General features: G+C 62.6%; 20 protein-coding genes. 15 read left to right on the forward strand and 5 right to left on the reverse strand.

Annotation, left to right across the window (positions count from 1 at the left end; all coding sequences use genetic code 11):
- Together ELEN_RS06860 and ELEN_RS06865 are read left to right on the forward strand one after the other, a co-directional pair.
- Complete coding sequence (locus ELEN_RS06860; protein ID WP_009304496.1) at window positions 1-987, forward strand: MBL fold metallo-hydrolase; 987 nt, start codon at window positions 1-3, stop codon at window positions 985-987.
- Window positions 988-1,080: 93 nt separating this feature from the next.
- Window positions 1,081-2,226, forward strand: coding sequence for a HipA family kinase (locus ELEN_RS06865; RefSeq protein WP_009304495.1), 1,146 nt, complete (start codon window positions 1,081-1,083; stop codon window positions 2,224-2,226).
- Between the two features lie 56 nt (window positions 2,227-2,282).
- Here the strand turns inward: ELEN_RS06865 and ELEN_RS06870 are convergent, their stop codons facing one another.
- Window positions 2,283-2,498 carry a helix-turn-helix domain-containing protein gene (locus ELEN_RS06870; protein ID WP_009304494.1) on the reverse strand — a complete coding sequence of 72 codons (216 nt, stop codon included), beginning with the start codon at window positions 2,496-2,498 and terminating at the stop codon, window positions 2,283-2,285.
- 142 nt (window positions 2,499-2,640) lie between these two features.
- Here ELEN_RS06870 and ELEN_RS15910 point away from each other — a divergent pair, with 142 nt between their 5' ends.
- The 13 genes from ELEN_RS15910 to ppdK all read left to right on the forward strand — a co-directional run bounded on the left by ELEN_RS15910 (window position 2,641) and on the right by ppdK (window position 16,753).
- Window positions 2,641-3,510: a hypothetical protein gene (locus tag ELEN_RS15910; protein ID WP_157011139.1), complete on the forward strand. Its 870-nt coding sequence runs from the start codon at window positions 2,641-2,643 to the stop codon at window positions 3,508-3,510.
- A gap of 1,054 nt (window positions 3,511-4,564) precedes the next feature.
- Window positions 4,565-5,983 (forward strand): signal recognition particle protein, encoded by a 1,419-nt coding sequence (gene ffh / locus ELEN_RS06880; protein WP_009304492.1) that lies wholly within the window; start codon window positions 4,565-4,567, stop codon window positions 5,981-5,983.
- Window positions 5,984-6,063: 80 nt separating this feature from the next.
- On the forward strand, window positions 6,064-6,570 hold the full coding sequence (locus tag ELEN_RS06885; RefSeq protein WP_009304491.1) for a GNAT family N-acetyltransferase: 507 nt from the start codon (window positions 6,064-6,066) through the stop codon (window positions 6,568-6,570).
- Between the two features lie 318 nt (window positions 6,571-6,888).
- Complete coding sequence (gene rpsP, locus ELEN_RS06890; RefSeq protein ID WP_009304490.1) at window positions 6,889-7,134, forward strand: 30S ribosomal protein S16; 246 nt, start codon at window positions 6,889-6,891, stop codon at window positions 7,132-7,134.
- Between the two features lie 5 nt (window positions 7,135-7,139).
- Window positions 7,140-7,394: a KH domain-containing protein gene (locus ELEN_RS06895; RefSeq protein ID WP_009304489.1), complete on the forward strand. Its 255-nt coding sequence runs from the start codon at window positions 7,140-7,142 to the stop codon at window positions 7,392-7,394.
- A 45-nt stretch (window positions 7,395-7,439) separates the two neighbouring features.
- Window positions 7,440-7,916, forward strand: coding sequence for a ribosome maturation factor RimM (locus ELEN_RS06900; protein ID WP_227100872.1), 477 nt, complete (start codon window positions 7,440-7,442; stop codon window positions 7,914-7,916).
- A 40-nt stretch (window positions 7,917-7,956) separates the two neighbouring features.
- Window positions 7,957-8,679 (forward strand): tRNA (guanosine(37)-N1)-methyltransferase TrmD, encoded by a 723-nt coding sequence (trmD, locus tag ELEN_RS06905; protein WP_009304487.1) that lies wholly within the window; start codon window positions 7,957-7,959, stop codon window positions 8,677-8,679.
- Window positions 8,676-9,242 carry a signal peptidase I gene (gene lepB / locus ELEN_RS06910; RefSeq protein ID WP_009304486.1) on the forward strand — a complete coding sequence of 189 codons (567 nt, stop codon included), beginning with the start codon at window positions 8,676-8,678 and terminating at the stop codon, window positions 9,240-9,242. The genes trmD and lepB (ELEN_RS06910) overlap by 4 nt, the downstream gene beginning before the upstream one ends.
- Window positions 9,243-9,399: 157 nt before the next feature.
- Complete coding sequence (gene lepB / locus ELEN_RS06915) at window positions 9,400-9,966, forward strand: signal peptidase I (RefSeq protein ID WP_009304485.1); 567 nt, start codon at window positions 9,400-9,402, stop codon at window positions 9,964-9,966.
- A 45-nt stretch (window positions 9,967-10,011) separates the two neighbouring features.
- A complete protein-coding gene (locus tag ELEN_RS06920; protein WP_009304484.1) occupies window positions 10,012-10,974 on the forward strand; it encodes a glycine--tRNA ligase subunit alpha in 963 nt (320 codons plus the stop codon).
- Window positions 10,971-13,061, forward strand: coding sequence for a glycine--tRNA ligase subunit beta (gene glyS, locus ELEN_RS06925; protein WP_009304483.1), 2,091 nt, complete (start codon window positions 10,971-10,973; stop codon window positions 13,059-13,061). The genes ELEN_RS06920 and glyS overlap by 4 nt, the downstream gene beginning before the upstream one ends.
- A 3-nt stretch (window positions 13,062-13,064) precedes the next feature.
- A complete protein-coding gene (locus ELEN_RS06930) occupies window positions 13,065-13,955 on the forward strand; it encodes a pyruvate, water dikinase regulatory protein (protein WP_009304482.1) in 891 nt (296 codons plus the stop codon).
- Window positions 13,956-14,014: 59 nt separating this feature from the next.
- Window positions 14,015-16,753 carry a pyruvate, phosphate dikinase gene (ppdK, locus tag ELEN_RS06935; RefSeq protein ID WP_009609124.1) on the forward strand — a complete coding sequence of 913 codons (2,739 nt, stop codon included), beginning with the start codon at window positions 14,015-14,017 and terminating at the stop codon, window positions 16,751-16,753.
- A 226-nt stretch (window positions 16,754-16,979) separates the two neighbouring features.
- Here ppdK and ELEN_RS06940 read toward each other — a convergent pair whose 3' ends face one another.
- The 4 genes from ELEN_RS06940 to ELEN_RS06955 form a co-directional block, all read right to left on the reverse strand.
- A complete protein-coding gene (locus ELEN_RS06940; protein ID WP_009304480.1) occupies window positions 16,980-18,791 on the reverse strand; it encodes an FAD-dependent oxidoreductase in 1,812 nt (603 codons plus the stop codon).
- A 258-nt stretch (window positions 18,792-19,049) separates the two neighbouring features.
- On the reverse strand, window positions 19,050-20,546 hold the full coding sequence (locus ELEN_RS06945) for a response regulator transcription factor (protein WP_227111331.1): 1,497 nt from the start codon (window positions 20,544-20,546) through the stop codon (window positions 19,050-19,052).
- The gene (locus tag ELEN_RS06950; RefSeq protein WP_009304478.1) at window positions 20,543-22,891 is read right to left on the reverse strand and encodes a cation:proton antiporter; all 2,349 of its coding nucleotides are present in this window, start codon (window positions 22,889-22,891) and stop codon (window positions 20,543-20,545) included. The genes ELEN_RS06945 and ELEN_RS06950 overlap by 4 nt, the downstream gene beginning before the upstream one ends.
- A gap of 121 nt (window positions 22,892-23,012) precedes the next feature.
- Window positions 23,013-24,011, reverse strand: a complete 999-nt coding sequence (locus tag ELEN_RS06955; protein WP_009304477.1) for a DUF5692 family protein — start codon at window positions 24,009-24,011, stop codon at window positions 23,013-23,015.
- Between the last annotated feature and the right edge of the window lies 1 nt (window position 24,012).

Genomic DNA, 24,012 nt, shown 5'->3' on the forward strand with positions numbered 1-24,012 from the left:
ATGGCGTTCGTCCAGGTCCATCATGACCCCGACGTGCTCGAGGTGCGCGTGCCGTTTCAGAACATCTCCACGAACGACACGAACTGTTACATCGTGAAGGACGGCGACGAGACGCTCGTCATCGACACCGGAGCGCCGTCGGACGAGGGCTTCGCTATCCTCGATGCTGCGTTGACCGAGCTCGATGTCGACCGCACGCGGATGCGCTTCTTCCTCACGCACCTGCATCTCGACCATGCGGGGCTGGTCGACCGCTTGGCGCTGCCCGGCGCGAAGCTGTACGTGAGCCCCGTGGACTTCGAGTCGGTGCGCGCGTCGCGCGCGGCTTCATCCTATGATGCGGCGCGGCGCGCGTTCACGGCCGAGGGCGTGCCGCCGTCCGACGCGTCGGGGTACGCGCGCTACGCCGTGGAGCCGCGCCTGTTCGACGCCTCGCGACTGGAGCTCGTGGCGTCGTGCGACGGCGATGCCATCGAGGTGGGGCGCTACCGGTTTCGCGTGGTGGAGACGCCCGGACACACGCCCGGGCACTTGGCGCTCTACGAGCCCGAATCGCGCATCCTGTTCGGCGGCGACCACGTGCTGTTCGTCATATCGCCCAGCATCGCGCTGTTCCCCGACGGAGCGGACGGGTTGCAGGCCTACCTCGACAGCCTGGACAAGGTGCGGGCGCTGCGCTGCGAGAAACTGTTCGTCGCGCACGGCGAGCCGCGCGACGATTTCGACGAGCGCATCGGCTGGCTGCGCGATCACCACCTGGAGCGCCTGGAGGAGACGTGCGGCATCGTGCGCGACCGGCCGGGGCTGGCCGGCGAGGAGGTCATCCGCGCCATCAAGTGGAACGTCCCGTATCCCACCTGGGAGGAGATATCCTTTGTGCAGCGCTGGTGCATCGTCACCGAGGGCGTCGTCATCCTCAACCACCTGGTCGGCAGCGGCGCCATCCGCCGCGAGAAGGACGAATCGGGGATCAATCGGTATTTCTAAAGGGCGGCGTATCCGAGCGCGAGACGCCTTTCGGCGCCGTACGTTGGAAAAGCGTTCCGAACGCGCTTCGCGGCGCGATGGTAGAATGAGCGCATGGAGGAAACGCGGACATACCTGCTGAAGCTCTACGACGACGACCTCGCGTCGTTCACCTTGGTGCGCGACGCGAGCGGCGCCGTGCGTTGCGCGAGCGCGGAATGCGACGAGTCGGAGCGCGGGCTGCTGCCGTTTCGCGTGACGGGCGACGCGGCTTCGTTCGAGCGGTGGATCGAATCGCGCACCCTTTCGAAGAACCGGACGTTCGCCTCCCGTATCGTGCGCCAGTACGGCATACGGTTCGACGACGCGATGCAGATGCTCGACGCGTGCAACGGCCTTTCGCTCAACGATGCGTATTGGGTCGTTCCCGACGGGTCGAAGGCGATGTTCGCGGAGAAGAACCTGTACGAGAATCCGTTCGACGAGCTCGTCGCCACGGCGGCGTTCTCGGGCGTGATCGACACGTCGAGGGTGCCGGAGGGACTGTCGGGCGAGCTGACCACGAGCGGCCAGTTTCCGAAAGCCTGGCGCGTCGTCGACGGCGAGCGCTATCTGTACAAGGCCGGCGCTCCCAACTCGAACGGGCTCGAGCCCCATGCCGAGTACTATGCGGCGCAGCTGGCCGAAGCCCTGGGCTTTTCCCATGCGTCCTACGATCTGGCGCGATGGCATGGCGAGTTGTGCAGCGCCAGCCCCTTGTTCACGAGTCGCGACACCGGCTTCGCGACGTTCTCCAGCATGTTCGGCACGCTGTCGTTCGACGAGGTGGCGGCGGTCTACGTCGAACAGGGGACGGAGGCGTTCGAGCGTTTCTCGGAAATGACGGTCTTCGACGCGCTGATCGCCAACGACGATCGTCATCTTGGGAACTTCGGATTCCTGTTCGACAACCGGACGCGCTCGCTCGTTTCCGCTGCGCCCATCTTCGACAACAACCTGTCGCTGTTCATCCGCGACATCGACGCGGGTTTGACGGCTTCCGACCTGGATCGATCAGCCGCGTGGTACAAGAGCCCGTCGAACGTGCTGCTGGATTATCAGGCGAAACGCGTGATGACGGACGACCTGCGCGATCGTCTCGCGACGCTGCGCGGCTTCGAGTTTGCTCCGCACTCCGACTTCCCGCTCGACGAGCGGTATACGGAGCTTTTGAACGGCTACATCCGCTTGCGGTTGGAAGCGTTGTTGGGACTGTCCTGATCTTGCGTTCCTGAAGATTATGGCGTGGTTGAATCGGCTGTCTGCAAAGCTGGTTTTTAGAAATCTATGAGATCTTTGACCTTGATATCGAGTCCATCGGCAATCCTGCACAAGAGATCGATCCCGACGCTCACCTGGCCGCACTCGATTTGCCATAAGTGAGTTTGGTTCGTACCCACCATAAGAGCGAAACGACGTTGGGAAAGGTGTTGCTCCTCGCGCAGCATCTTTATTGTCTTGCCCAGTATTATTCTACGGCCGTCGCTTTTCATGGTTTCAGAGTATGTGCTACACTTCCTTTGATGACTTGCTATAACAAGTCATCAAAGGAAGTGTACAAGGCTCGGATTAATTCGATTAGAGCGACTAGTGGAAAGCAGTTGCGCTTTGTTAAGGAGGGGCGGAGTGAAAACGATGAGGGGTCTAACGACTGCTTTTAGCTTGATCGCTGTACTTTGCTTGTTCGGATGTTCGGGCAACGGAGTCCATGATGCAGGTGATGAAGAGCAAGAAGATGCTAATTTGCAACCTGCGTTCGTGTTAAAAAGCATCGATGCTCACGCTACAATTCATGATGGTAGTGCGGTCAACGTGGTTCAGAATATAGCAACCATGGAACTCGACGATAGAGGAAATGTTATCCGAGCGGTTTATCGCAACCAGGACAGCGGCTCCGATATCGTGGTCGTCGAGTCGGAGTTCGATGAGAGGGGTTTTCCAGTCGGACGAATCGTTGAGAAGAAGTTGTCAGACGAAACTGCAGGTACCGTCGTAACTTCGACGAGGTTCCAATGCACTCCGGACGGCGAAGGGCGACTATTAAGTGCTGAGTGGGAATCTGAAGTGAGCTTTGGCTCCGATAAAGTTACTCGTGCTTCTGGCGTGGATCGCTACTCGTATAGTCCAGAAGGTGGTTTGGCGGAAATATCAAGCGAATCGAAAACGGAAAATGGGGAAAGCTATGCGAGATCGTCGTGTTATGACGAAACCGGGTTTCTTATCGGCGTGAGCGGCAACTACGAAGATGATAGCTACTCGAAGTCATGCGAATACGATGAGTCTGGTAGATTGGTCGCTGTTTCTGTATCTCAAGAAGGTCTTGGAGTGATTGAGGAGCGCGCTTTCGCTTATGATGACTACGGAAATCTCAAATCCATTTCGATAGCTAATGCATATGCTTCAGCTTACTCTTTTGAGTATGAATACCAAAAAGTAGAAAATCCTTCAACAATGGCTTCGATTCTGTCGCGTGCAGGACAGACGATGTTTGGCCAATTGACGTAGAATGCGCTACCGCATAAGTTTTTCGTATCCAACGCTCTTGTGAAAGTGCATCTGAAAAATGAATAGAGGAACGGCTTTGAAGATCTTTTACTTTTTCGAAAGGGATGTCGATCGAGGTTCGGGTAGCTTTGCTGCGGGATGCTTGTTGGCAGTGTTGTCCATAGTCTTTATGATAGGCGTTCCTGCGCTTTTGCCCGCGTATTTCATGTCCTACAGCATAGAAGAAGCTGAGAAGGTCGCTATGGCTTTCGTGTTAGGGAGTGGTTTGCTGACCCTTGTGATTGCTGCGACTGCCTTGACTTTATGTTGTAAGACGAGCAGAAGCTTTTCAGACCTTTTCATATCTTGTTTCTGTCCGACCGCAGTCGTTTCAAGCATCGTCTATTGTGCTGGCTATTGGACTGCCGAAGGGCATACGAGTGATGCTGATATTGTCCCTATGATATTCTCGAGTTTGATCATGTGCTTGCCGATGTTCGCGATACCGGCAGGTATTGCCGCGTCGATAGTATTCTTGATTATTCGCAGGAAAGCTCATGTATGTTAAAACGGTGGGGCAGAAATGAGAGCCTGTCGTCATTTTCCTTCCGCTGCGTTCTGTCGAAGGGTTCGCGCGCGTTTGCTCTGACGGTCGTGGACAGGTGACATTTTGCGACGAGTACTATGGTGATACGTTCTGCGGAAGCATTTCTTTTGGGTACGATGCAAGAGGAAATCTGGAACGCATGGAATACGAAAACGGATCGTGCGTTACGTTTGAGTACGAAGAAGAAAACGAGCTCCATCCTTTCGATCTTGCGATTTCCAGGGTGATTCCGATGAAGAGCTTATAACCGTCCGAACGCGTTGGTTTGCTCGATGGCAATAAAGTATTCCGAATGCGGAATACTTTATTGTTTCCTGTTTGAAAAAGTATTCCGCAACGGATGCCTCCGCGGCGGATGGTTCTGACGAGCGCTCGGATTGCTTGTGTGTTTGTGGCTCGGCGGGTCTTGCTGGCGTATAATTCCATGCATTACGCTCAATCGACGCATACGACGAGGAGTCATCTACCATGCTCGAGAACCTATCGACGCGCCTGCAGGGCATATTCAGCGGTCTGCGCGGCAAGGGTCGCCTGACCGAGGACGATATCAACGACGCCATGCGCGAGATCCGCATGGCGCTTCTGGAAGCGGACGTCAACTTCAAGGTGGTGAAGTCGTTCGTCGCCCGCACGAAGGAGCGCTGCCTCGACGCCGAGGTGCTCGATTCGCTCACGCCGGCGCAGAACGTCATCAAGATCGTGCTCGACGAGCTGACCGAGCTGTTGGGCCGCACCGACAGCAAGCTCGTCCTGAGCAGCCGCATCCCCAACGTCATCATGCTGGTAGGCCTGCAGGGCTCCGGCAAGACGACGGCTGCCGCGAAGCTGGCCTACCGCCTGAAGCAGGAGAACCATTCGCCCCTGCTCGTGGCCTGCGACGTGTACCGCCCCGCCGCGGCCGACCAGCTGGAAACCCTCGGCGGCGAGATCGGCGTGCGCGTGTACCGCGGCGACGGCCAGGATCCGGTGAAGATCGCGCAGGAGGGCATCCAGGACGCCATCGACAACCTGCGCGACGTGGTCATCGTGGACACGGCGGGCCGTCTGCACGTGGACGACGAGATGATGGACGAGGCCGAGAACATCAAGCGCGCCGTGAAGCCCGACCAGATCCTCATGGTGGTGGACGCCATGACCGGCCAGGACGTGGTGAACGTGGCCAGCGCGTTCTCCCAGCGCGTCGACTTCGACGGCGTCATCATGTCGAAGATGGACGGCGACGCCCGCGGCGGCGGCGCGCTTTCCATCAAGCAGGTCACCGGCAAGCCTATCAAGTTCATCTCGTCCGGCGAGAAGCCGGACTCGCTCGAAGAGTTCCACCCCGACCGCATGGCGAAGCGCATCCTGGGGATGGGCGACGTGGTCAGCCTCATCGAGAGCGCCGTCAAGGTGCAGCAGGAGGAAGTGGAGCAGGAGCAAGCCGAGCGCATGATGCGCGCGAACCTCACGCTCAACGACTTCATCGATATGAACCGACAGATCCGCAAGATGGGCGGCGTGTCGAAGCTGCTGTCGGCCTTGCCGGGCGGCGACAAGGCCATGGCCGCCGGCCAGGTGGACGAGAATGCGTTCGACCACATGGAGGTCATCATCAACTCCATGTCGAAGGCCGAGCGCGAGAAGCCCGAGCTGTTGAACGGCTCGCGCCGCGCGCGCATCGCGGCCGGTGCAGGCGTGAGCGTCTCGGACGTGAACCAGCTCATGAAGAAGTTCAACGAGACGAAGAAGATGATGAAGAAGATGATGCCTGCCGTGGAGGAGATGCAGGGCGGCAAGAAGGGGAAGAAGGGGAAGAAAGGCCGCAGGCGCCGCATGGGACTGCCCGGCGGCATGGGCGGCATGAACATGGCCGACCTCAAGAAGCTCCAGGACATGCTGGGCGAGTAGCGGTTCGTCCTCGTAGGATCGATCGGGCGCGAGGTTCCGCAAGGGTTCTTCTCGCGCACACGCAACGAAAGGAGGCGCATATGGCGTTGGAGATACGGCCGTACCGCGAGGAGGATCTCGCGGGCATGATCAAGGTATGGAACGAAGTAGTGGAGGCGGGGGAGGCGTTCCCGCAAGTCGAGCCCCTCACCATGGAGACGGCGCGCGCGTTCTTCGCCGAGCAGACGCTGACCACGGTGGCTGCGATCGACGACAAGCTGTTCGGCCTGTACATCCTGCATCCGAACAACGTGGGGCGCTGCGTGCACGTGGCCAACGCCAGCTACGCCGTGGCGTCCAGCGCGCGCGGCTTGGGGCTGGGCCGCGAGCTCGTGAAGGACTCGCTTGCGCAGGCCGCCCGCAAGGGCTTCCGCGGCTTGCAGTTCAACGCCGTGGTGGCTTCGAACGAGGCCGCCATCCACCTGTACGAGGACCTCGGATTCACGCGCGTGGGCACCATACCCGGCGGCTTCTGCAGCATACTGGGCAATTTCGAGGACATGCACATCTATTACAAGGATTGCTTCGGCGCGGCGCTTCCCAGCTGAGGTTAGCCACGCGCCCGGTCCGAGCGCGCCTTGTCGCCGCATGCGCATCTTCGCTCCGAAAACACGCCTCAGCGCGTGGAGCGTGTTTTCGGAGCGAAGATGCATGCGTTGCATGCCTCGCTGCCCGCCAAACGTGGGATTTTCGAGGATGCGGGAGGTCGGGGATGCGCTCGTAAGTCCGGCGCGTTACAATTCTGCTTGGTAATCGCTTGTCAAACAGCAGATTACGCCGTATCATAAGCAATTGCTGTTTTCGCTGCACCGCATACGCGCTGCACGCATCGAATCGAATGTAAGAAGCAAAAGGAGTTCATCTTCATGGCAGTCAAAATTCGCCTGGCCCGTCACGGCGCCAAGAAGCGCCCGTACTACCGCATCGTCGTTGCCGATTCCCGCTGCCCGCGCGACGGCAAGTTCATCGAGGAAGTGGGTCGCTACAACCCCTGCACCGAGCCTGCCATGGTGCAGTTCGACCTGGAGAAGGTCGACCAGTGGATCAAGAACGGCGCCCAGCCGACCGATACGGTTGCCAGCCTGCTGAAGCGCGCTCGCGAGAACGCGTAAGCATCATGGCCGAGCAGACGGAAGACATCGTCGGTCTCGTCGAGTCCGTCGTGCGCCCGCTCGTCGAGTTTCCCGACGATCTGGAGATCACGTCGAGCGATGCCGAGGACGGTTCTATTCTCGTCGAAGTTCGCGTGAACGAAGAAGATGCCGGCAAGGTCATCGGTCGCCAGGGGCGGGTCATCAAGGCCATCCGCACGTTGGCGCGTGCCGCTGCATCGCGTACGAACACCCATGTCGAAGTGGAGCTTCTCGACTAAATGCGTACGTGGGCGAACGTTGCCGAGCTATCTAAAACGAAGACCTTGACAGGAGGGCTCGTCGCGCGCTGCGCGCCGGGTCTTCCTTTTTTGCTGGAAGAGGGCATGGAGGTGGCCTTCGTGCCGCCTCGGCACGATGCGCCGCGCCGTGCGCGCGTGCTGTCCGTGCAGGACGCGGGCAGAGACGCCTTCCTCGTGACGTTCGAAGGCGTCGACTCCATCGACATCGCCGAGTTGTTGGTGGGGTGCAGCTGCCTCGTACGCCGCGCCGATCTGCCCGAAAGCGCGCTGGCCGCCGAGGCCGACGGCTTGGAAGGCTTTGAAGTGCACGACGCGCGCGCGGGCTTCGTGGGCGTCGTGGAGTCGGTGGTGGAGAATCCCGGGCAGTTCCTGCTGAGCGTCGCGCCCGCCGACGGGGGCAGGCGCGTGCTCGTGCCGCTTGTGGACGCGCTGGTCGTCGGTTTGGACGAGGACGCGCGCCGCATCGACGTCGACTTGCCGGACGGCCTGCTGGACCTGTAGCGGGCCGCGCCCTCGCCCCCGCGCCCGAAAGGACCCGCCCGTGATCATCGAAACGTTGTCGACGTTCCCCGACATGTACGCCTCCGTCATGGGCTCCTCCATGATGCGCATCGCCCAGGAGAAGGGCATCCTCGAGTTCAAGGCGCACGATCTGCGCGACTGGACCCACGATCGCCACCGCACCACCGACGACGACCCGTACGGGGGCGGCGACGGCCTGGTGATGAAGTGCGAGCCCATCTTCGAGGCCTACGACGACATCGCGGGCGCGGGCCCGCGCCCGACCACCGTGTTCCTGTCGCCGTGCGGTGAGCCGTTCACGGACGCCGTGGCATGCGAGCTGTCGCGCGAGGAGCGCCTGCTGTTCGTGTGCGGCCACTACGAAGGCATCGACGAGCGCGCCTACGCGCTGGCCGATCGCGTGATCTCGCTGGGCGACTACGTTCTGACCAGCGGGGAGCTGGCCTCCATGGTGGTCATCGACGCCGCCGTGCGCAAGCTGCCCGGCGTGCTGGGCGCCGAGACGGGCGCCCTGGGCGAGAGCTTCGCCGACGGCTTGTTGGAATATCCCCAGTACACGCGTCCGGCGACGTTTCGCGGCATGGGCGTGCCGCCGGTGCTGCTGTCGGGCAACCACGCGGCCGTAGCCGACTGGCGCCGCAAGCAGAGCCTCGAGCGCACCGCGCGCCTGCGACCCGATCTGCTCGAGGACGTCGATCTGAGCGCGGCCGATCGCGCCTATCTTAAGGATCTGGGCCTGTGAATTCCGGAGAGCACGCTGCGTACCAGAAGCCCGGCATCCTGCGCCGCTTCTTCGGCCTGCTCGCTTGGACGGGCTTCGTTGCGCTGCTGTCGTGGCTGACGTTCGTGTACGTGGGGCACGCTTATGCTGTTCCCACCGGCTCGATGGAAAAGACCATCATGACCGGCGACCGCGTGCTTGCTGAGAAGGTGAGCTACTACCTGCGTGACCCGGAGCCCGGCGACATCGTTATGTTCGAAGACCCCGATATCCCCGGCCGCCTGCTGCTCAAGCGCTGCATCGCCGTGGGCGGGCAGACCGTGGACATCAACGACGAGGACGGCCTCGTGTACGTGGACGGCGTCGCGCTGCGCGAGCCCTACACCGACGGCCTGCCCACGTACACGCTTGCCAGCGACGTCTCCTACCCCTACACGGTGCCCGAAGGCATGATGTGGATGATGGGCGACAACCGAACGAACTCGCAAGATTCGCGTTACTTCGGCGCCGTGTCCGTCGCGTCGGCGGAGGCGCGCAGCGTGGCGGTGCTCTGGCCCTTGGGCGACGTGGGCCTGCTGGGATAGCCTCCCGCCTCTCGCGTCGCGAGGGTTTCGCCCGGTGATCGGGAATTTCTGCAAACTTTGTCGAACGCGCCGGACGAATTGCGCCGACGCGCTATCATATACGCTCGTGATCTTGTTCGGGCGCCGAGCGCCCGCTTCGAAAGGATAGACAGACTACATGGATTCCGGACAGCACGCCGACCGCCAGAGCCCGGGCATACTCAGAACCTTCCTCAGCCTGCTGGTCATGGTGGCCTTCGTATTCGGGCTGTCGTGGGTGCTGCGCACGTACGTGTTCCAGGCTTACGAGATCCCCTCGGGCTCCATGGAGGAGACCATCATGGTGGGGGACATGGTGTTCTCCGAGAAGGTGAGCTACTACTTCCGCGACCCCGAGCCGGGCGATATCGTGACGTTCCAGGATCCCGAGATCCCCGGGCGCGTGCTCATCAAGCGCTGCATCGCCGTGGGCGGGCAGACCGTGGACATCAACGACGAGGACGGCCTCGTGTACGTGGACGGCGTGGCGCTGTCCGAACCGTACACCCGCGGTTTGCCCTCCTACACGCTGGCCAGCGACGTCTCCTATCCCTACACGGTGCCCGAGGGCTATCTGTGGATGATGGGGGACAACCGCACGAATTCGCAGGATTCTCGATTCTTCGGAGCCATACCCGTCTCCTCGGTGACGGGAAGGGGCGCTTTGGTGTACTGGCCGCTCAATGATTTCAGCCTACTCGACTAGCGCACGCGGCCGAGGGGTACGGGTTTGATCGAGACAAGGAGAACCATGTCAACCGAACATGCATCCGCCGCTGCGGAGCAGGGGGCTGCAGCGCAGCTCCCTCCGACGTTCCAGGACGTCATCATGAACCTCCAGCGATACTGGGGGGACCAGGGCTGCGTCGTCTTGCAGCCCTACGACAACGAGGTGGGCGCCGGCACCAACGCCCCGGCCACCACGCTGCGCTCGCTTGGCCCCGACACGTGGCGCACCTGCTACGTGCAGGGCAGCCGCCGTCCGACGGACGGCCGCTACGGCGAGAACCCGAACCGCACCCAGCACTACTTCCAGTTCCAGGTGCTCATGAAGCCCTCGCCCGACAACATCCAGGAGCTGTACCTGGGGTCGTTGCGCGCCATCGGCATCGACGTGGACGCGCACGACGTGCGCTTCGTCGAGGACGACTGGGAAAGCCCCACGCTGGGCGCCTGGGGGCTGGGCTGGGAAGTGTGGATCGACGGCATGGAAGTGACGCAGTTCACCTACTTCCAGCAGGTGGGCGGCTTCGAGTGCAACCCCGTGCCGGTGGAGATCGCCTACGGCCTGGAGCGCCTGACGATGTACATCCAGGGCGTGGACAGCATGTTCGACATCGTGTGGAGCCGCGGCGCCGACGGCGTGAACTTCACCTACGGCGACGTGTACCTGGAGAACGAGCGCCAGTACTCGCGCTACAACTTCGAGGTGGCCGACACCGATTTCCTGTTCCAGGAGTTCAACGACCGCGAGGCCGAGTGCCTGCGCACGCTGGAGGCGGGCCTGCCGCTGCCGGCCTACGACAGCGTGCTGAAGTGCTGCCACGCGTTCAACCTGCTGGACGCGCGCGGCGTGATATCGGCCACCGAGCGCATGGCCTACATCCTGCGCGTGCGCACCATCGCCAAGGCGGTGTGCGCCTCGTACATGGAGCACGTGGTGGGCATCAAGCCCGCCGAGGACGACGAAGCAGGGAAGGAGGCCGGACGATGAGCAGCCTGCATACGCTTGCGTTCGAGATCGGCACCGAGGAGATTCCGGCGTTCGACCTGCACCGCGCGACCCTCCAGCTGGAGAAGCTGGTGCCCGAGGCCCTGGACGCGGTGCGCATCCCGCACGGCGATGTGGCCGTCTACACCACGCCGCGCCGGCTCATCGCCATCGTGGCCGATGTAGCCGACGAGACCGAGGCGCTCGAAGAGGTGTTCCGCGGCCCGTCCGTCAAGATCGCCTTCGACGCCGACGGCAACCCGACGAAGGCCGCCACGGGCTTCGCGCGCGGCAAGGGCGTGGGCGTGGACGCGCTCGAACGCCGCGAGGAGAACGGCGTGGAGTACGTGTTCGCCACGAAGAGCATCGCCGCCCGCGACGTGGCCGAGCTGCTGCCCGGCGTGCTGGAAGGCGTGATCACGGGCACCTCGTGGCCGAAGTCGTGCCGCTGGGGCACTACGAGCGAGTACTTCTCGCGGCCGGTGCGCTGGCTCGTGGCGTTGTTGGACGAGCGCGTGATCCCCGTGCGGTTCGCGGGCCTTACGGCCGGCAACCTCACGCGCGGCCATCGCTTCCTAGCCCCCGGGCCGCACGAGGTGGCCACGGCCGCCGATCTGCTAGGCGTCGTCGAGGCCGCGCACGTGGTGTCGAGCGAGCAGGCGCGCGAGGCGGTCATCCGCGAGGGCGTGGCGCAGGCCGAGCAGCGCACGGGCGCCCGCGCCGAGCTTCCCGAGAAGACGCTTCTGGAGGTTGTGAACCTCTGCGAGCAGCCCACGGTGCTGGTGGGCACGTTCGACGAGGAGTTTCTGCGCGTCCCCGAGGAGATCATCGTCGACGCCATGCTCATGCACCAGCGTTACTTCCCGCTGTACGACGCGGACGGCAAGCTGACCAACAACTTCATCGTCGTGTCGAACGGCGACCCGGCGCACGCCGACACCATCACGGGCGGCAACGAGCGCGTGGTGCGCGCCCGCCTGTCCGACGCGAAGTTCTTCTACGAGGAGGATCTCAAGCATCCGCTGGAGACGTACGTCGACCGCCTGGACGAGGTGGTGTTCCAGGAGACGCTGGGCACCATGAAGGAGAAGGCCGACCGCATCGTGGCCCTGGCGAAGCATCTGGCCGCCGACGCGCAGCTGAGCGAGGCGGACGCCGCCGACGCCGAGCGCGCCGCGTACCTGGCGAAGGCCGACCTCGTGACGAACGCCGTGGTGGAGTTCACCAGCGTGCAGGGCGTCATGGGCTCCTACTACGCCGCCGCCTGCGGCGAGAGCGACCAGGTGGCCCGCGCCATCGCCGACCATTATCGCCCGCGCTTCTCCGGCGACGAGCCTCCCGCGTCGGACGTGGGACGGATCGTGGCCATGGCCGACAAGCTGGACACCGTCTGCGGCCTGTTCGCCGTGGGCCAGGGTCCCACCGGCTCGTCCGATCCGTTCGCGTTGCGCCGCAGCGCCATCGGCATCGTGGCCATGTTGGAAGCGGGCCTGCCCGTGTCGTTGGCCGCCGCCATCGATGCGGCGCTCGGCACCTACCAGGATGCCGGAATCGACTTCGACCGCGATGCGATCCGCGCCGAGGTGGCCGACTTCTTCGTGACGCGCACGAAGGTCATGCTGCGCGACGGCGGCTGCTCTCATGACACTATGGACGCCGTGTTGGCAACCGGCGTGGAGGAGCCTGCGCAGATCATCGCCCGCACTTATGTGCTTGAGGCGGAGCGTTTGGGTGCTCCCGAAGCGTTCGACGATTTGGCCACGGCCTACGCCCGTGCGAACAACCTGCGCGACGCCGATCTGGGCGTCGAGGTAGACGAAGCGCTGCTATCCGACGCCGAGCGCGCGCTTCTGGCCGCCACCGACGAGGCTGCTGCTTGCGTGAAGGAGGCTCTCGCTGTCGATCATTTCGGTGCCGCCCTCGCCGCCCTCGCGGCGCTGCGCGCGCCCATCGACGCGTTCTTCGAGGACGTGCTCATCATGGACGACGACCTCGCCCTGCGCGAGAACCGCCTGCGCCTGCTCAACCGTTTCGTCGCCGTGTTCGCCCATGTGGCCGACTTCGGCAAGATGGCCAAGGGCGCGAAGTAGCCCATGGACGAATTCATCGCCTACGGAAGCTCCACCGAGTTGCCCACGATCCACGTGATCAGCGACTCGGTGGGTCTGACGGCCCAGGCGGTGGCCCGTGCGGCCGCCGCCCAGTTCGGCGTCACGAACCCCGTCATCGAGGTGCTGCCGAAGGTGCGCACGTTCGAGGAGATCAAGGAGTTCATCGACGAGCACAGCGCCGTGCACAAGCGCAACACCGGCGATGGGCGCATGCTCGTGTTCTACACGCTCGTCGACCGCGACCTCTCGCGCCAACTGGCCGAATACGCCGGCGGTCGCGATGACATCGTGGCGGTCGACCTCGTGACGGACGCCATCGGCGCCATCGCGCACATGACGGGCAAGCAGCCGTCCACGAAGCCGGGCGGCCTGCACGTTGCCGACCAGTACTACTTCCGGCGCATCGAGGCCATCGAGTTCACCATCGCCCACGACGACGGCCGCAACCCGCAGGAGCTCCACCAGGCCGACATCGTGCTTCTGGGCGTGTCGCGCTCGTCGAAGACGCCCACGTCCATCTACCTGTCGCAGCAGGGCTACAAAGTGGCGAACATCCCCCTCGATCCCACCACCGAGCCTCCGGCGGAGCTCGAGCAGGTCGACCGCACGCGGCTGTTCGGATTGATGACGACGCCCGAGGTGCTCATCGGCATTCGGCAGCGCCGTTTGGGGCGCGCGAGTGCCGTCGCTTCGCGCTATGCCGATCCCGAATACGTGTACCGGGACTTGGAGGACGCCCGCGCGCTCATGCGCAAACTGGGCTGTATTGTCATCCACACCGAAAATCGTGCCGTTGAGGAAACGGCGCAGGAAATTTTGCGCTACTATGAGCGAGCCCATCCTCCATCAGCTGATATGATAGGGTCAGCCTGAGACTAGGGTTCCCAATGTATAGGTAGGTAAAGTCGGTACGTCGGGTTAAGGAGAAAAAGGTGACTGAAGAAGTCAAGCGAGTGTATGCGTTCGGCAAGGACGCGCAGGGCAACAACGTAACTGAGGGCAACACCAGCATGAAGGCGATCCTCGGCGGCAAGGGCGCGAACCTCGCCGAGATGGCCAACATCGGGCTGCCCGTGCCTCCCGGATTCACCATCACGTGCCAGACCTGCATGGAGTACGCCAATGCGGGCAACGCGTGGCCCGAAGGCGCGCTCGGCACCATCCAGGAGTATCGCGAGGATCTCGAAGCCCGCATGGGCAAGAAGATCGGCGATGCGGAGGACCCGCTGCTCGTGTCCGTGCGTTCCGGCGCCCCCATGTCCATGCCGGGCATGATGGACACCGTCCTCAACCTCGGCCTGAACGATCAGTCCATCAACGGGTTGATCAAGCAGACCGATAACCCGCGCTTCGCCTGGGATTCCTACCGTCGCTTCATCCAGATGTTCTCCAACGTGGTCATGAACCTCGACGGCGACCTGTTCGAGAACGCCATCACGGCTATGAAGCACGCTCGCGGCGCGGCGTCCGACACCGATCTCACCGCCGAGGACCTGCAGGAGCTCGTGGCCGAGTTCAAGCAGATCTTCGCCGAGAACGTGGATGCAGCGGCGTATCCGAGCCTCGTCGTGGACGGTGCCGTGCAGTTCCCGCAGGATCCCAGCGTGCAGCTGCAGCTGGCCATCGAGGCCGTCTTCGGCAGCTGGAACAACCCGCGCGCCACGCTGTACCGCAAGCAGAACAAGATCGCCGACGATCTGGGCACCGCCGTCAACGTGCAGTCCATGGTGTTCGGCAACAAGGGCAACACCTCTGCCACGGGCGTCGCGTTCACGCGCAACCCCGCCAACGGCGAGAAGGAGTTCTACGGCGACTACCTGGTGAACGCCCAGGGCGAGGACGTCGTGGCCGGCATCCGCAACACCTCGCCGATCGCCGAGCTCAAGGACGTGGACGGTCTGGAAGAGGCCGGCCGCGAGCTCGAAGAGGTGTTCGTCACCCTCGAGAACCACTTCCGCGACATGTGCGACATCGAGTTCACCATCGAGCAGGGCAAGCTGTGGATGCTGCAGACCCGCGTGGGCAAGCGTACCGCCGCCGCCGCGCTGCACATCGCCATCGAGATGGAGAAGGAGGGCCTCATCTCGAAGGAGGAGGCCGTCATGCGCGTCGATCCCGAGCAGCTCGACCAGCTGTTGCACCCGCAGTTCGACAAGAACGCCTCCTACGACGTTGTCGCCAAGGGCCTGAACGCCTCCCCCGGCGCCGCCGTGGGCGAAGCCGTGTTCTCCGCCGCCGACGCGGTGGCCGTGGCCGAGGCGGGCCGCAAGTGCGTGCTCGTGCGCTGGGAGACGAACCCCGACGACCTCGCCGGCATGATCGCCGCCGAGGGCATCCTCACCTCGCACGGCGGCAAGACGTCGCACGCGGCCGTCATCGCCCGCGGCATGGGCGCCCCGTGCGTCTGCGGCGTGGAGGCGCTGCGCATCGACGCCGAGAAGAAGCAGGCCAGCGTCGTGGGCACCGACATCGTCATCAAGGAAGGCGACATGATCTCCATCGACGGCACCACCGGCTCCGTGGTGCTGGGCGCGGTCGAGCTCGTGCTGCCCGAGATGACGGGCGACCTCGACACCATCCTCGAGTGGGCCGACGAGTTCCGCACGCTGGGCGTGCGCGCCAACGCCGACAACCCCGAGGACGCCGAGCTGTCCCGCGGCTTCGGCGCCGAGGGCATCGGACTGTGCCGCACCGAGCACATGTTCCTGGGCGACCGCAAGCAGATCATCCAGACCTTCATCCTCAACGAGGATCCGGCCGTGCGCGAGAAGGCCGTGGGCGAGCTCTTGGCTGCCCAGACGGGCGACTTCCTGGGCATGTTCCGCGCCATGGACGGGCTGCCGGTCATCGTGCGCCTGCTCGACCCGCCGCTGCACGAGTTCCTGGAGAGCCCCCGCGCGCTCGACGTGGAGATCGCCAAGCTCGAGGCCGCGGGCGGCGATAAGGCGCTCATCGCCGAGAAGCGCATGCTCATGGAGCAGATCGACGGCATGAGCGAGGCGAACCCGATGCTGGGCCTGCGCGGCTGCCGCCTGGGCATCGTGTACCCCATCCTGCCGGTCATGCAGGTGCGCGCCATCGCCACCGCCTGCGCCGAGCTGCAGAAAGAGGGCTTGAACCCGAAGCCCGAGATCATGATCCCGCTCGTGTCCGTGGTGGCCGAGCTCGAGAAGCTGCGCAAGGTCGCCGAGGACACTATCGCCGAAGTCGCCGCCGAGCAGGGCGTCGAGCTTGACATCCCCGTGGGCACGATGATCGAGCTGCCGCGCGCTGCCGTCACGGCCGACGAAATCGGCGCGGTTGCCGACTTCTTCAGCTTCGGCACGAACGACCTGACCCAGACGACGTTTGGCTTCAGCCGCGACGACGTGGAGGCCGAGTTCGTCCCGCAGTACCTGGCCGAGCGCCTGCTGCCCTACAACCCCTTCGCCACCATCGATCCGGGCGTGGCGAAGCTCGTGGAGATGGGCGTCGAGCTGGGCCACAAGGGCAACCCCGACCTCGTCTGCGGCGTGTGCGGCGAGCACGGCGGCGATCCCGATTCCGTGAAGACGTTCCACACGATCGGCCTCGACTACGTCAGCTGCTCCCCGTACCGCGTGCCGCTGGCCCGTCTGGCCGCCGGTCAGGCCGCCCTGGCCGAGAAGATGGGCGACGGCCGCGACAAGTAGCCTCCGTCCGAGACCTCGCATGATCGAAGGGCCCGCAGCATCGCGCTGCGGGCCCTTTCGCGTTCGGCGTCGAGTTGCGAGTGCGACGGGACGCGAAACCTTCAGTGAGAGGGTGCGAAAAGGGCTCCATCTTGTTGACGGAGCCCTTTTTGAAAGCTTGGACAGCTTGTTTCAAACTGTATGCTGCAAAACAGGTCGCGCGATGTGCCGGCTCTGTTGGGAGCAGCTAGACCGTCTCAAGGTACTTGGCAACGCTCTTGCCCGCTTCGCGGCCCAACACGATGGCCATGCCGAGGCTTACGCCGGGCGTGGGGGTGATGTATTCCACGCCGAAACGACGACCGCAATCGTTGCCGGAAACGTACAGGCCGGGAATCGGCTCGAAGTTGGCATCGAGGGCGTTCTGCTCTGCGTTGGTGATGATTCCGCCGCAGGTGCTCATGATCTCGCCAAGTCCCGGATTGCCCGCGAGCGCGTAGAACGGACCATCCTTGACGGGGAAGAGCACTTCCGCGTAGCGACCGAAATCCTCGTCGATGCCGTATTCGCAGAACTTGTTGTACTTCTCGATTTCCGCGACGAACGTCTCGACAGCATCGCCTTCGAGCCCGAGCTGCTTCGCCAGGCCCTCCAGCGTGTCGTCCGCGATGAATTCCGGTGCTGCGAACATCGCTCCAGCCTGGTTGTCCTCCTTGGAGGATTCGGGCTCGACCCAGGTTCCCTTGAACTTCTGATAAGCCTTGTCCATGCCTGTTTTTAGCTCTTCGATCGCGGACGTTGTCGGGCTGAACATGCCGTGTTGCGGCACGGTGTACTGGCGGTACTCGGGGAAGTTCGAATCGAACACGCAGGAGATGGGCTCTCGGGGCAGATACACGTTCGGCACGCCGCGCTGCTCGACAACGGGGTAGAACTCGTTCATGAAGCGCTTGCCATCGGAGCGGACCCATACAGCTTGAGGGAAGTTGTTCATAGAAGTGGGTGCTTGGATGTGCTTGGCGTTCATGCCGGGGATGATGCTCTCCAAATGAGCTCCCGCCCAATGAGCCATCTTGATGCCGTCGCCTTGATACTGCCAATTCGAGGCGTCCCCGACGAACCTTTCATTGCCGAAGGCATCTTTCCAAGCTTCTCCCTCGATCATGTTGTTCTTGATGTCGGGCATCAGGTCGTTGAGCATTTCCTCGTTGTAGGCGAAGCCGCCCGTGGCCACCACCACGGCCTTGCAGCTGAACTTGAGGTACGACCCGTCGGCCCGGTTCTCGGCGATGACGCCGGACACCTTGCCATTGTCCTGCAGGATCTGCAGTCCCCGCGTGTTGAAGAAGAACTCCGCTCCTGCGGCTTTCGCCTTTTCGCGGTTGTATCCCTGGATCTTGGTCTGATTACACTCTTCCGCATATGCGGATATGACGCCGGGGTAGAACTTGATGGGTCCGATATTGGGCAGCAGGTGCGGCCATGTTTCGCCTGCTGCGGGGGATCCGCTATGGCTCAAGGTGGCGATGTCCGAATCGGTCAGGCTGTCGTAGTACCAATCGATGTTATCGCCCATGTTCTGGCAGTACCTCATGATGAGCCCGGGGTTGCCCTGGTTGCCGATCATGGTCATCCAATTCTGGTAGTACTCGACCGGGTCGACATCATGGTACTGGTTGCCTTCGGTGATCTTGTTGACAAGGTTCGAGTTGACGCCACAGCTCTCGTTGCCCGTTGCCATGTACGTTTCTTCGGGTTGGAACTCGAGAAGGGCGACCCGGTAACCCTGCTCGGACAGCTCTCGGCACGAGGTTACGCCCGCGTACCCATGGCCCACCACGACCGCATCGTAATCACCGGCTTCGCTTGCTTGCGCGGAGTAATCTTGCGGCGTCCGCCAAGAGATTGCGCCCTCCGTCGCGCTGCCGTCGGATACGTTCTTCTCATCGGACTTGTCGCTGTCCGTTTTTCCGTTCGGCGAGCACGCCGCCAAGAAACCCGCTCCTACGGTTCCTACGCCAGCAAGCGCTGCGCCTTTGATGAAACTACGCCTATCCATCCCTCTCTCCGTTCATCTCAACAGCTAACACGAAAGATGCTGCCGGTCGGTTTGCCTTCAAGCCGGGCAGCAAGGCAAAGACTACGCAAACCGCTTCTTTTTCGGAATCGCGATATTGAGGGAATTGGGAAAAGAGTCCTTGCAAAGCGCCTGGAAAGCATCGCGGTTTTTGGGGAATTACGCAAAACACGAGGTGAAACGCTTATGGCGTTCGCCGGTTCGCCGGAGCGAAGCTGCTTGGGCGACGAGTCTCCGGTTTTAGAAATCCGTCATCGAAGACGGCTCGTTCTCGTTTTCTATAAGCTGCAGAAGGTCCTCGCGCGAGTGGATGTCCAGCTTTTTGTAGATGCTCTTGATATGGGAGCGGACGGTGGAGTCGGACAAGAACATCTTCTTTGCGACGTAGGCGGGGGAGTAGCCGCGCCCTAGGAACAAGAGCACCTCTCTCTCGCGTTTCGACAGGCCGCCCTTGTCGGCAACCCGATTGCAGCATGTTTCCAAGTCCGACAGCAGGTTCGGCTTGTTCGCCTGCTGCGAAGGGAGGTACATTGTTTTCCACGAGCGTATATTGGGCACCAGAACCAACGAGATGAAGTACAGGGTGGAAAGCGCAAGCAATACTGCTTCCTCGTTCCCGCTGATGCCCGCAAGATCGCCGAAATGCAAGCCGATGATCGAAACCAAGCAAAAAGCGGAGATCGAGCTACCGAAGATCAGAGGCACCGAGAACTCTTGCGCGTGCGCGATCGCGCAGAACGAGGCCAGCGCAAGCACCCCTATAGCGCCGAAGAACACGTAAATGCCGATCATGCCGATGCTGTGCACCGCATGACCTGTGGGGAAGCTGCTGAGAAACAACAATATGGCGGCGAAGATGGGCAGGTATATTTGGAACACGAACGGCAAAAGAGGCTTGTCCGACTTCCTAAGCCATAAAGGCAGAACCGAGACGACGGCGAGGATCGTGCCGATGCTTTCGGCGTACATGTTGCCGAAAACCGCGATCTTGCGTACCGCCATCGTCAAGGCGAACAGCAAAAAACCCACGAACGGACCGAGGGCGACCGAGAAGAAGGAGTGGAACACGGTGGAATCTTGGCTTTTCGCATCGCGTTGCACGTTCAGCAGGCGAACGAACTCGCCGTGCGTAGAGCGGATCAGCAGGGGCACGAGTCCGAGAATGCTGAGCAGAAGAAAGCTCGCGACCCCGGTTTCGGGACCCATGTAAACGAATCCCGTATTGATGAGCGCGCAGATGGCCAGCAGGACGCTCAGGCGAATGAGGGCTTCCCGGAACGTGAGGGTGGAGAATACGCTTCCCCAAGCGATGCAAAGGAGCAAGGTCGTCGTTCCGCAGAGCGTTCCTCCGAGCAAGGAGCACAATTCGACCGGAACTCCGGGGAGAAGAAGGGAAGCGAAGAGCAGGAAAAGCCCCGTCAGGTAGAGAAGCGCGACGATCGTCATTCGAAGAGGAGTTAGGAATGTTATCCGACTTGGTTCTTTCGCGCACAGCGCGATGCACGCGGCTGCCATGCCGGCGACCATGGCGCTCGCCAACGTGGAGTGGACGAAATACGGCATGGCCAAGTCGAAGCCTGCCAAGTCGGGGCTGAATATCATGTTCGGGGAGTAGAGTGGCAAGGTTGCGAAAAAGGCTACGAAACAAACTTGTTCGAATGCGGATGGCTGGCTCATGTCGAATCCTTCTCGCTTGTACCTATCTGCCAAGTGCATGGATCTTCGCGCTCCGGTCATGCGGCACCGTCTTTTTCCGGTAGCGCTTGGGCGGCCGCCGTTTCGCCCACGAGCCAGATGCGGTCATCGGGGAACAGGCGCGTGTTGCGGCTCGGCTTCATCTTGAGCAGCTTCTCATGCTCGTGTGCGACGACGAGGCAGCCGAAGGAGCCCTTGAAATCGACGGCGCCGATGGTCTTGCCGGCGAAGGGCGAGCCCGCTTCCACGGAAAGCGACACGCATGCGAGATCCAACTTGTCGGGGTGCGCGGCCGCGTACTCGTCGAACGATGCGCTGACGGCATCGGCCTCGTCGATGGAGTCCTCCTTGAGCAGGGTTTGCAGGTAGGCGTCCACCTCGTTCTCGGTGCCGAGGAACGTCAGCACGTCGCCCTCGCGTATGCCCAGCGGGTCGGCCGGGTCGTTGATGCGCCGCACAAGCTCCTCCTTGGTCAGTCGCGCGAGCGCTTGCGATCCCATGCGCACGCCCTCGCGCTCGATGGCCATGAGATCCAGGTTGTGCGCTATGCCGAACAGGAAGTCGCTCGACCGCTCGGCGCCCAATCGGCGCAGCGTGCGCGACGCTTCGACCTCCACCACGTACAGGCGCTCCTCCACCCACCCGGCGCGTTCCTCCTCGTCGGATTCCGCCAGGCGCTCGGCCAGGATGGACTCGTTGAGGTTGCCGACGAAGCTCGTCTCCAGCTTGAGGAACCACGAATGCAGCGTGCGCGAGCGCGCGAGCAACAGCGAGCACGTCGCCGCCAGAACGAACATCCACACCGATTGGCGCGCGCCGGCCGCATGCACGATGTAGGCCACCACGCCGCAGGACGCCGCGCCGCCCGCCAGCATCAGGACGGCCAACGGCACATGGTTTCGACGGCTCTTCATCCACAGCACGCCGAACTCGTTCTTTCGTCCCGTGTAGAACAGGTTCGACAGGAACAGTCCCGTCACGAAGATGCCCACCGCGGCAAGCAACGGGTTGAGAACGGCCTCCGGCACGAAACCCGACAGCAAAGGAAGGGCCGTGTTCATGAGCACCTCCACCGATGCGATGCCGGCCAGCACCACGAGCCCCAGCTTGAGCGTCCAGCGTTTGAGGTAGTCCACCCATAAGTTCGGTTCGCCGTCCTCTTCCTGCGCGCGCTCCAGATGCTCATGGCGCAGTGCGAACAGGCTTTCGGGCAAGACGCGCACGAGGAGGTGGTAGATGCGTTCGGAATTCTTCACCAGAAGAGGCGAGGCGAGCGTCGTCGCCACCGACACGGTGACGATGACGGGGTAGAGGAAGTCGGGAGTCACGCCCGTCGCCGATCCTAGCGCGGCGATGATGAACGAGAACTCGCCGATCTGCGCCAGGCTGAGCCCGCTCATCACCGAGGTTTTCAGCGTTGCCCCCGACAACAGAGCGCCCAACCCGCAGAACAGCGAGCGTCCGATGATGGCCACCAAGGCGATGACGACGATGGCTCCCAGGTTCTCCGTCACGGCCGCGGGTGTGACCAGCATGCCCACCGATACGAAGAACACGGCTCCGAACAGATCCTTGATGGGCTTGAACAGCGCGTCGACGCGCTTTGCCTGCACGGTGCCGGCCAGGATGGATCCGGCGAGGAACGCGCCCAGCGCCGAAGAGAACCCGATGGCGTCGGCCAGAACCACCATCCCCAAGCACAGCGCGATGGACGCGATGAGCAGGATCTCGTCGTTGAGCTCGGAACGCAGGCGCTTGAGGGCGCTCGGCACGAGGATGACGCTGAGCGCGAACCATACCACGAGGTACAGCGCCATGCGTCCGATACGCACGGCCACCGCACCGCCGTCCACCGACGCGCTGACCGCCACCGTGGACAGCACCACGAGCAGGAACACGCCTGCGATGTCCTCGATGACCAGCACGCCGAACACGAGCTGGGCGAAGGCCTTGGTGCGCAGGCCCAGCTCGCCGAACGTCTTCACGATGATGCTGGACGACGAGATGGCCAGCATGCCGCCGAGGAACAGGCTGGTTGACGGCGACCAGCCAAGCAGCGTGCCGCAGGCGAACCCTGCCGCTATCATGAGCGACATCTCCACGACGGCCGTGACGAGCGCCGGACGGCCCACGGTGGTCAGCTTCACCACGCTGAACTGCAGTCCCAGGCCGAACATGAGGAAGATGACGCCGATCTGCGACCAGGTGGACACGTCGGCCGTCTCCACGATGTTGGGGATCCAGCCGATAGCGGGGCTCACGAGGAATCCGGCCACCACGTACCCCAGCACGAGCGGCTGTTTGAAACGCCGGCAGACGATGGTGGCCACCGCCGCCACGGCGAGCAGCAAGGCGAGGTCGTTGACGAGCTGGGGTATGGACTGCATAGGTTCCTCTTCGCGCACTGTACGGTCGAAACCTCATTGTAGCAAGCCGAGACGCGTCGGCGGACGAAAAAGAAGCGGCCCTTGCGGGCCGCTTCCCAAACATGGATCGGTTTCTGGTTTCTTACGATTCCGCCAGCTCCGCGGGGGTGGCGCGGCGCGCCATGGCCTTGTCGTAGTCTTTCGTGCCGGCGAACACCTCGTTCATGTACGGGTTCACCTTGAGCTTCTTGGCGCGGTACATGATGTAGGCGAACGCGGCGATGTTGGCCAGAAGCGCGATGACGGACACGGCCAGGTTCACGTTCGGGTTGTTCACCGACTGCACGCTGAACACGCTGTAGTCCTGGAACGCCGGCACGCACTGGGCGAACATGCACCAGATGGCCAGTGTGAACGCGCGGTTCTGGATCCAGCCGCCTTTGTTCCAGAAGAACGCCGCCACGGTGGGGGCCAGCAGCAGGGCCAGGCCGCAGTACCAGGAGTGCGTGGGCAGGCAGTTGTAGGTGTAGCAGAAGTTCCACAGGTCGTAGGCGATGATGAACACCCAGGTCATGTCCGGCCACAGCATGTCCTGGCGCTTCTTGGAAATGTAGATGCCGAACCAGCCGGTCATGCAGGCGATGTTGATGATGCCCGCCACGCCGTTGAACACGTTGTGCCAACCGCCGTACAGCGTGACGCCCTCGGAGGACACCCAGGTGGTGCCCCAGGCGCGGATGGCGCTCTCGAAGTCGCTGACCACGGCGATGAGGATGTTGATGGCCACGATGACGAACGGGAAGCACTTGAACCAGTGCGCCTTGCCGATAGCGCCCCACGAGTACTTGATGGCCATGAAGCCGATGCACCCGATGGTGGCCGCGTAGAGCTTCGCGTAGTGGAACCAGCTGTTCATGTGCACGTGCGTGGGGTTGTCGAGCGCCCACTGCTGGCCGATGCCGGCGCCGATGGAAATGGCGACGAAGTACGCCGTCAACGCGACGGGCAGCACGATGAAGCAGAACACGCCGCCCGCCTTCGTGCGGCGCGCCACTTCGTTGATGAGGATCAACCCGATGAACACGATGGCCCAGCCGAGCCATTGGTACAGGGCGTTCTCCCCGTAGACTTGGAACAACATG

It is taken from the genome of Eggerthella lenta DSM 2243, from assembly GCF_000024265.1.
Classification (GTDB): domain Bacteria; phylum Actinomycetota; class Coriobacteriia; order Coriobacteriales; family Eggerthellaceae; genus Eggerthella; species Eggerthella lenta.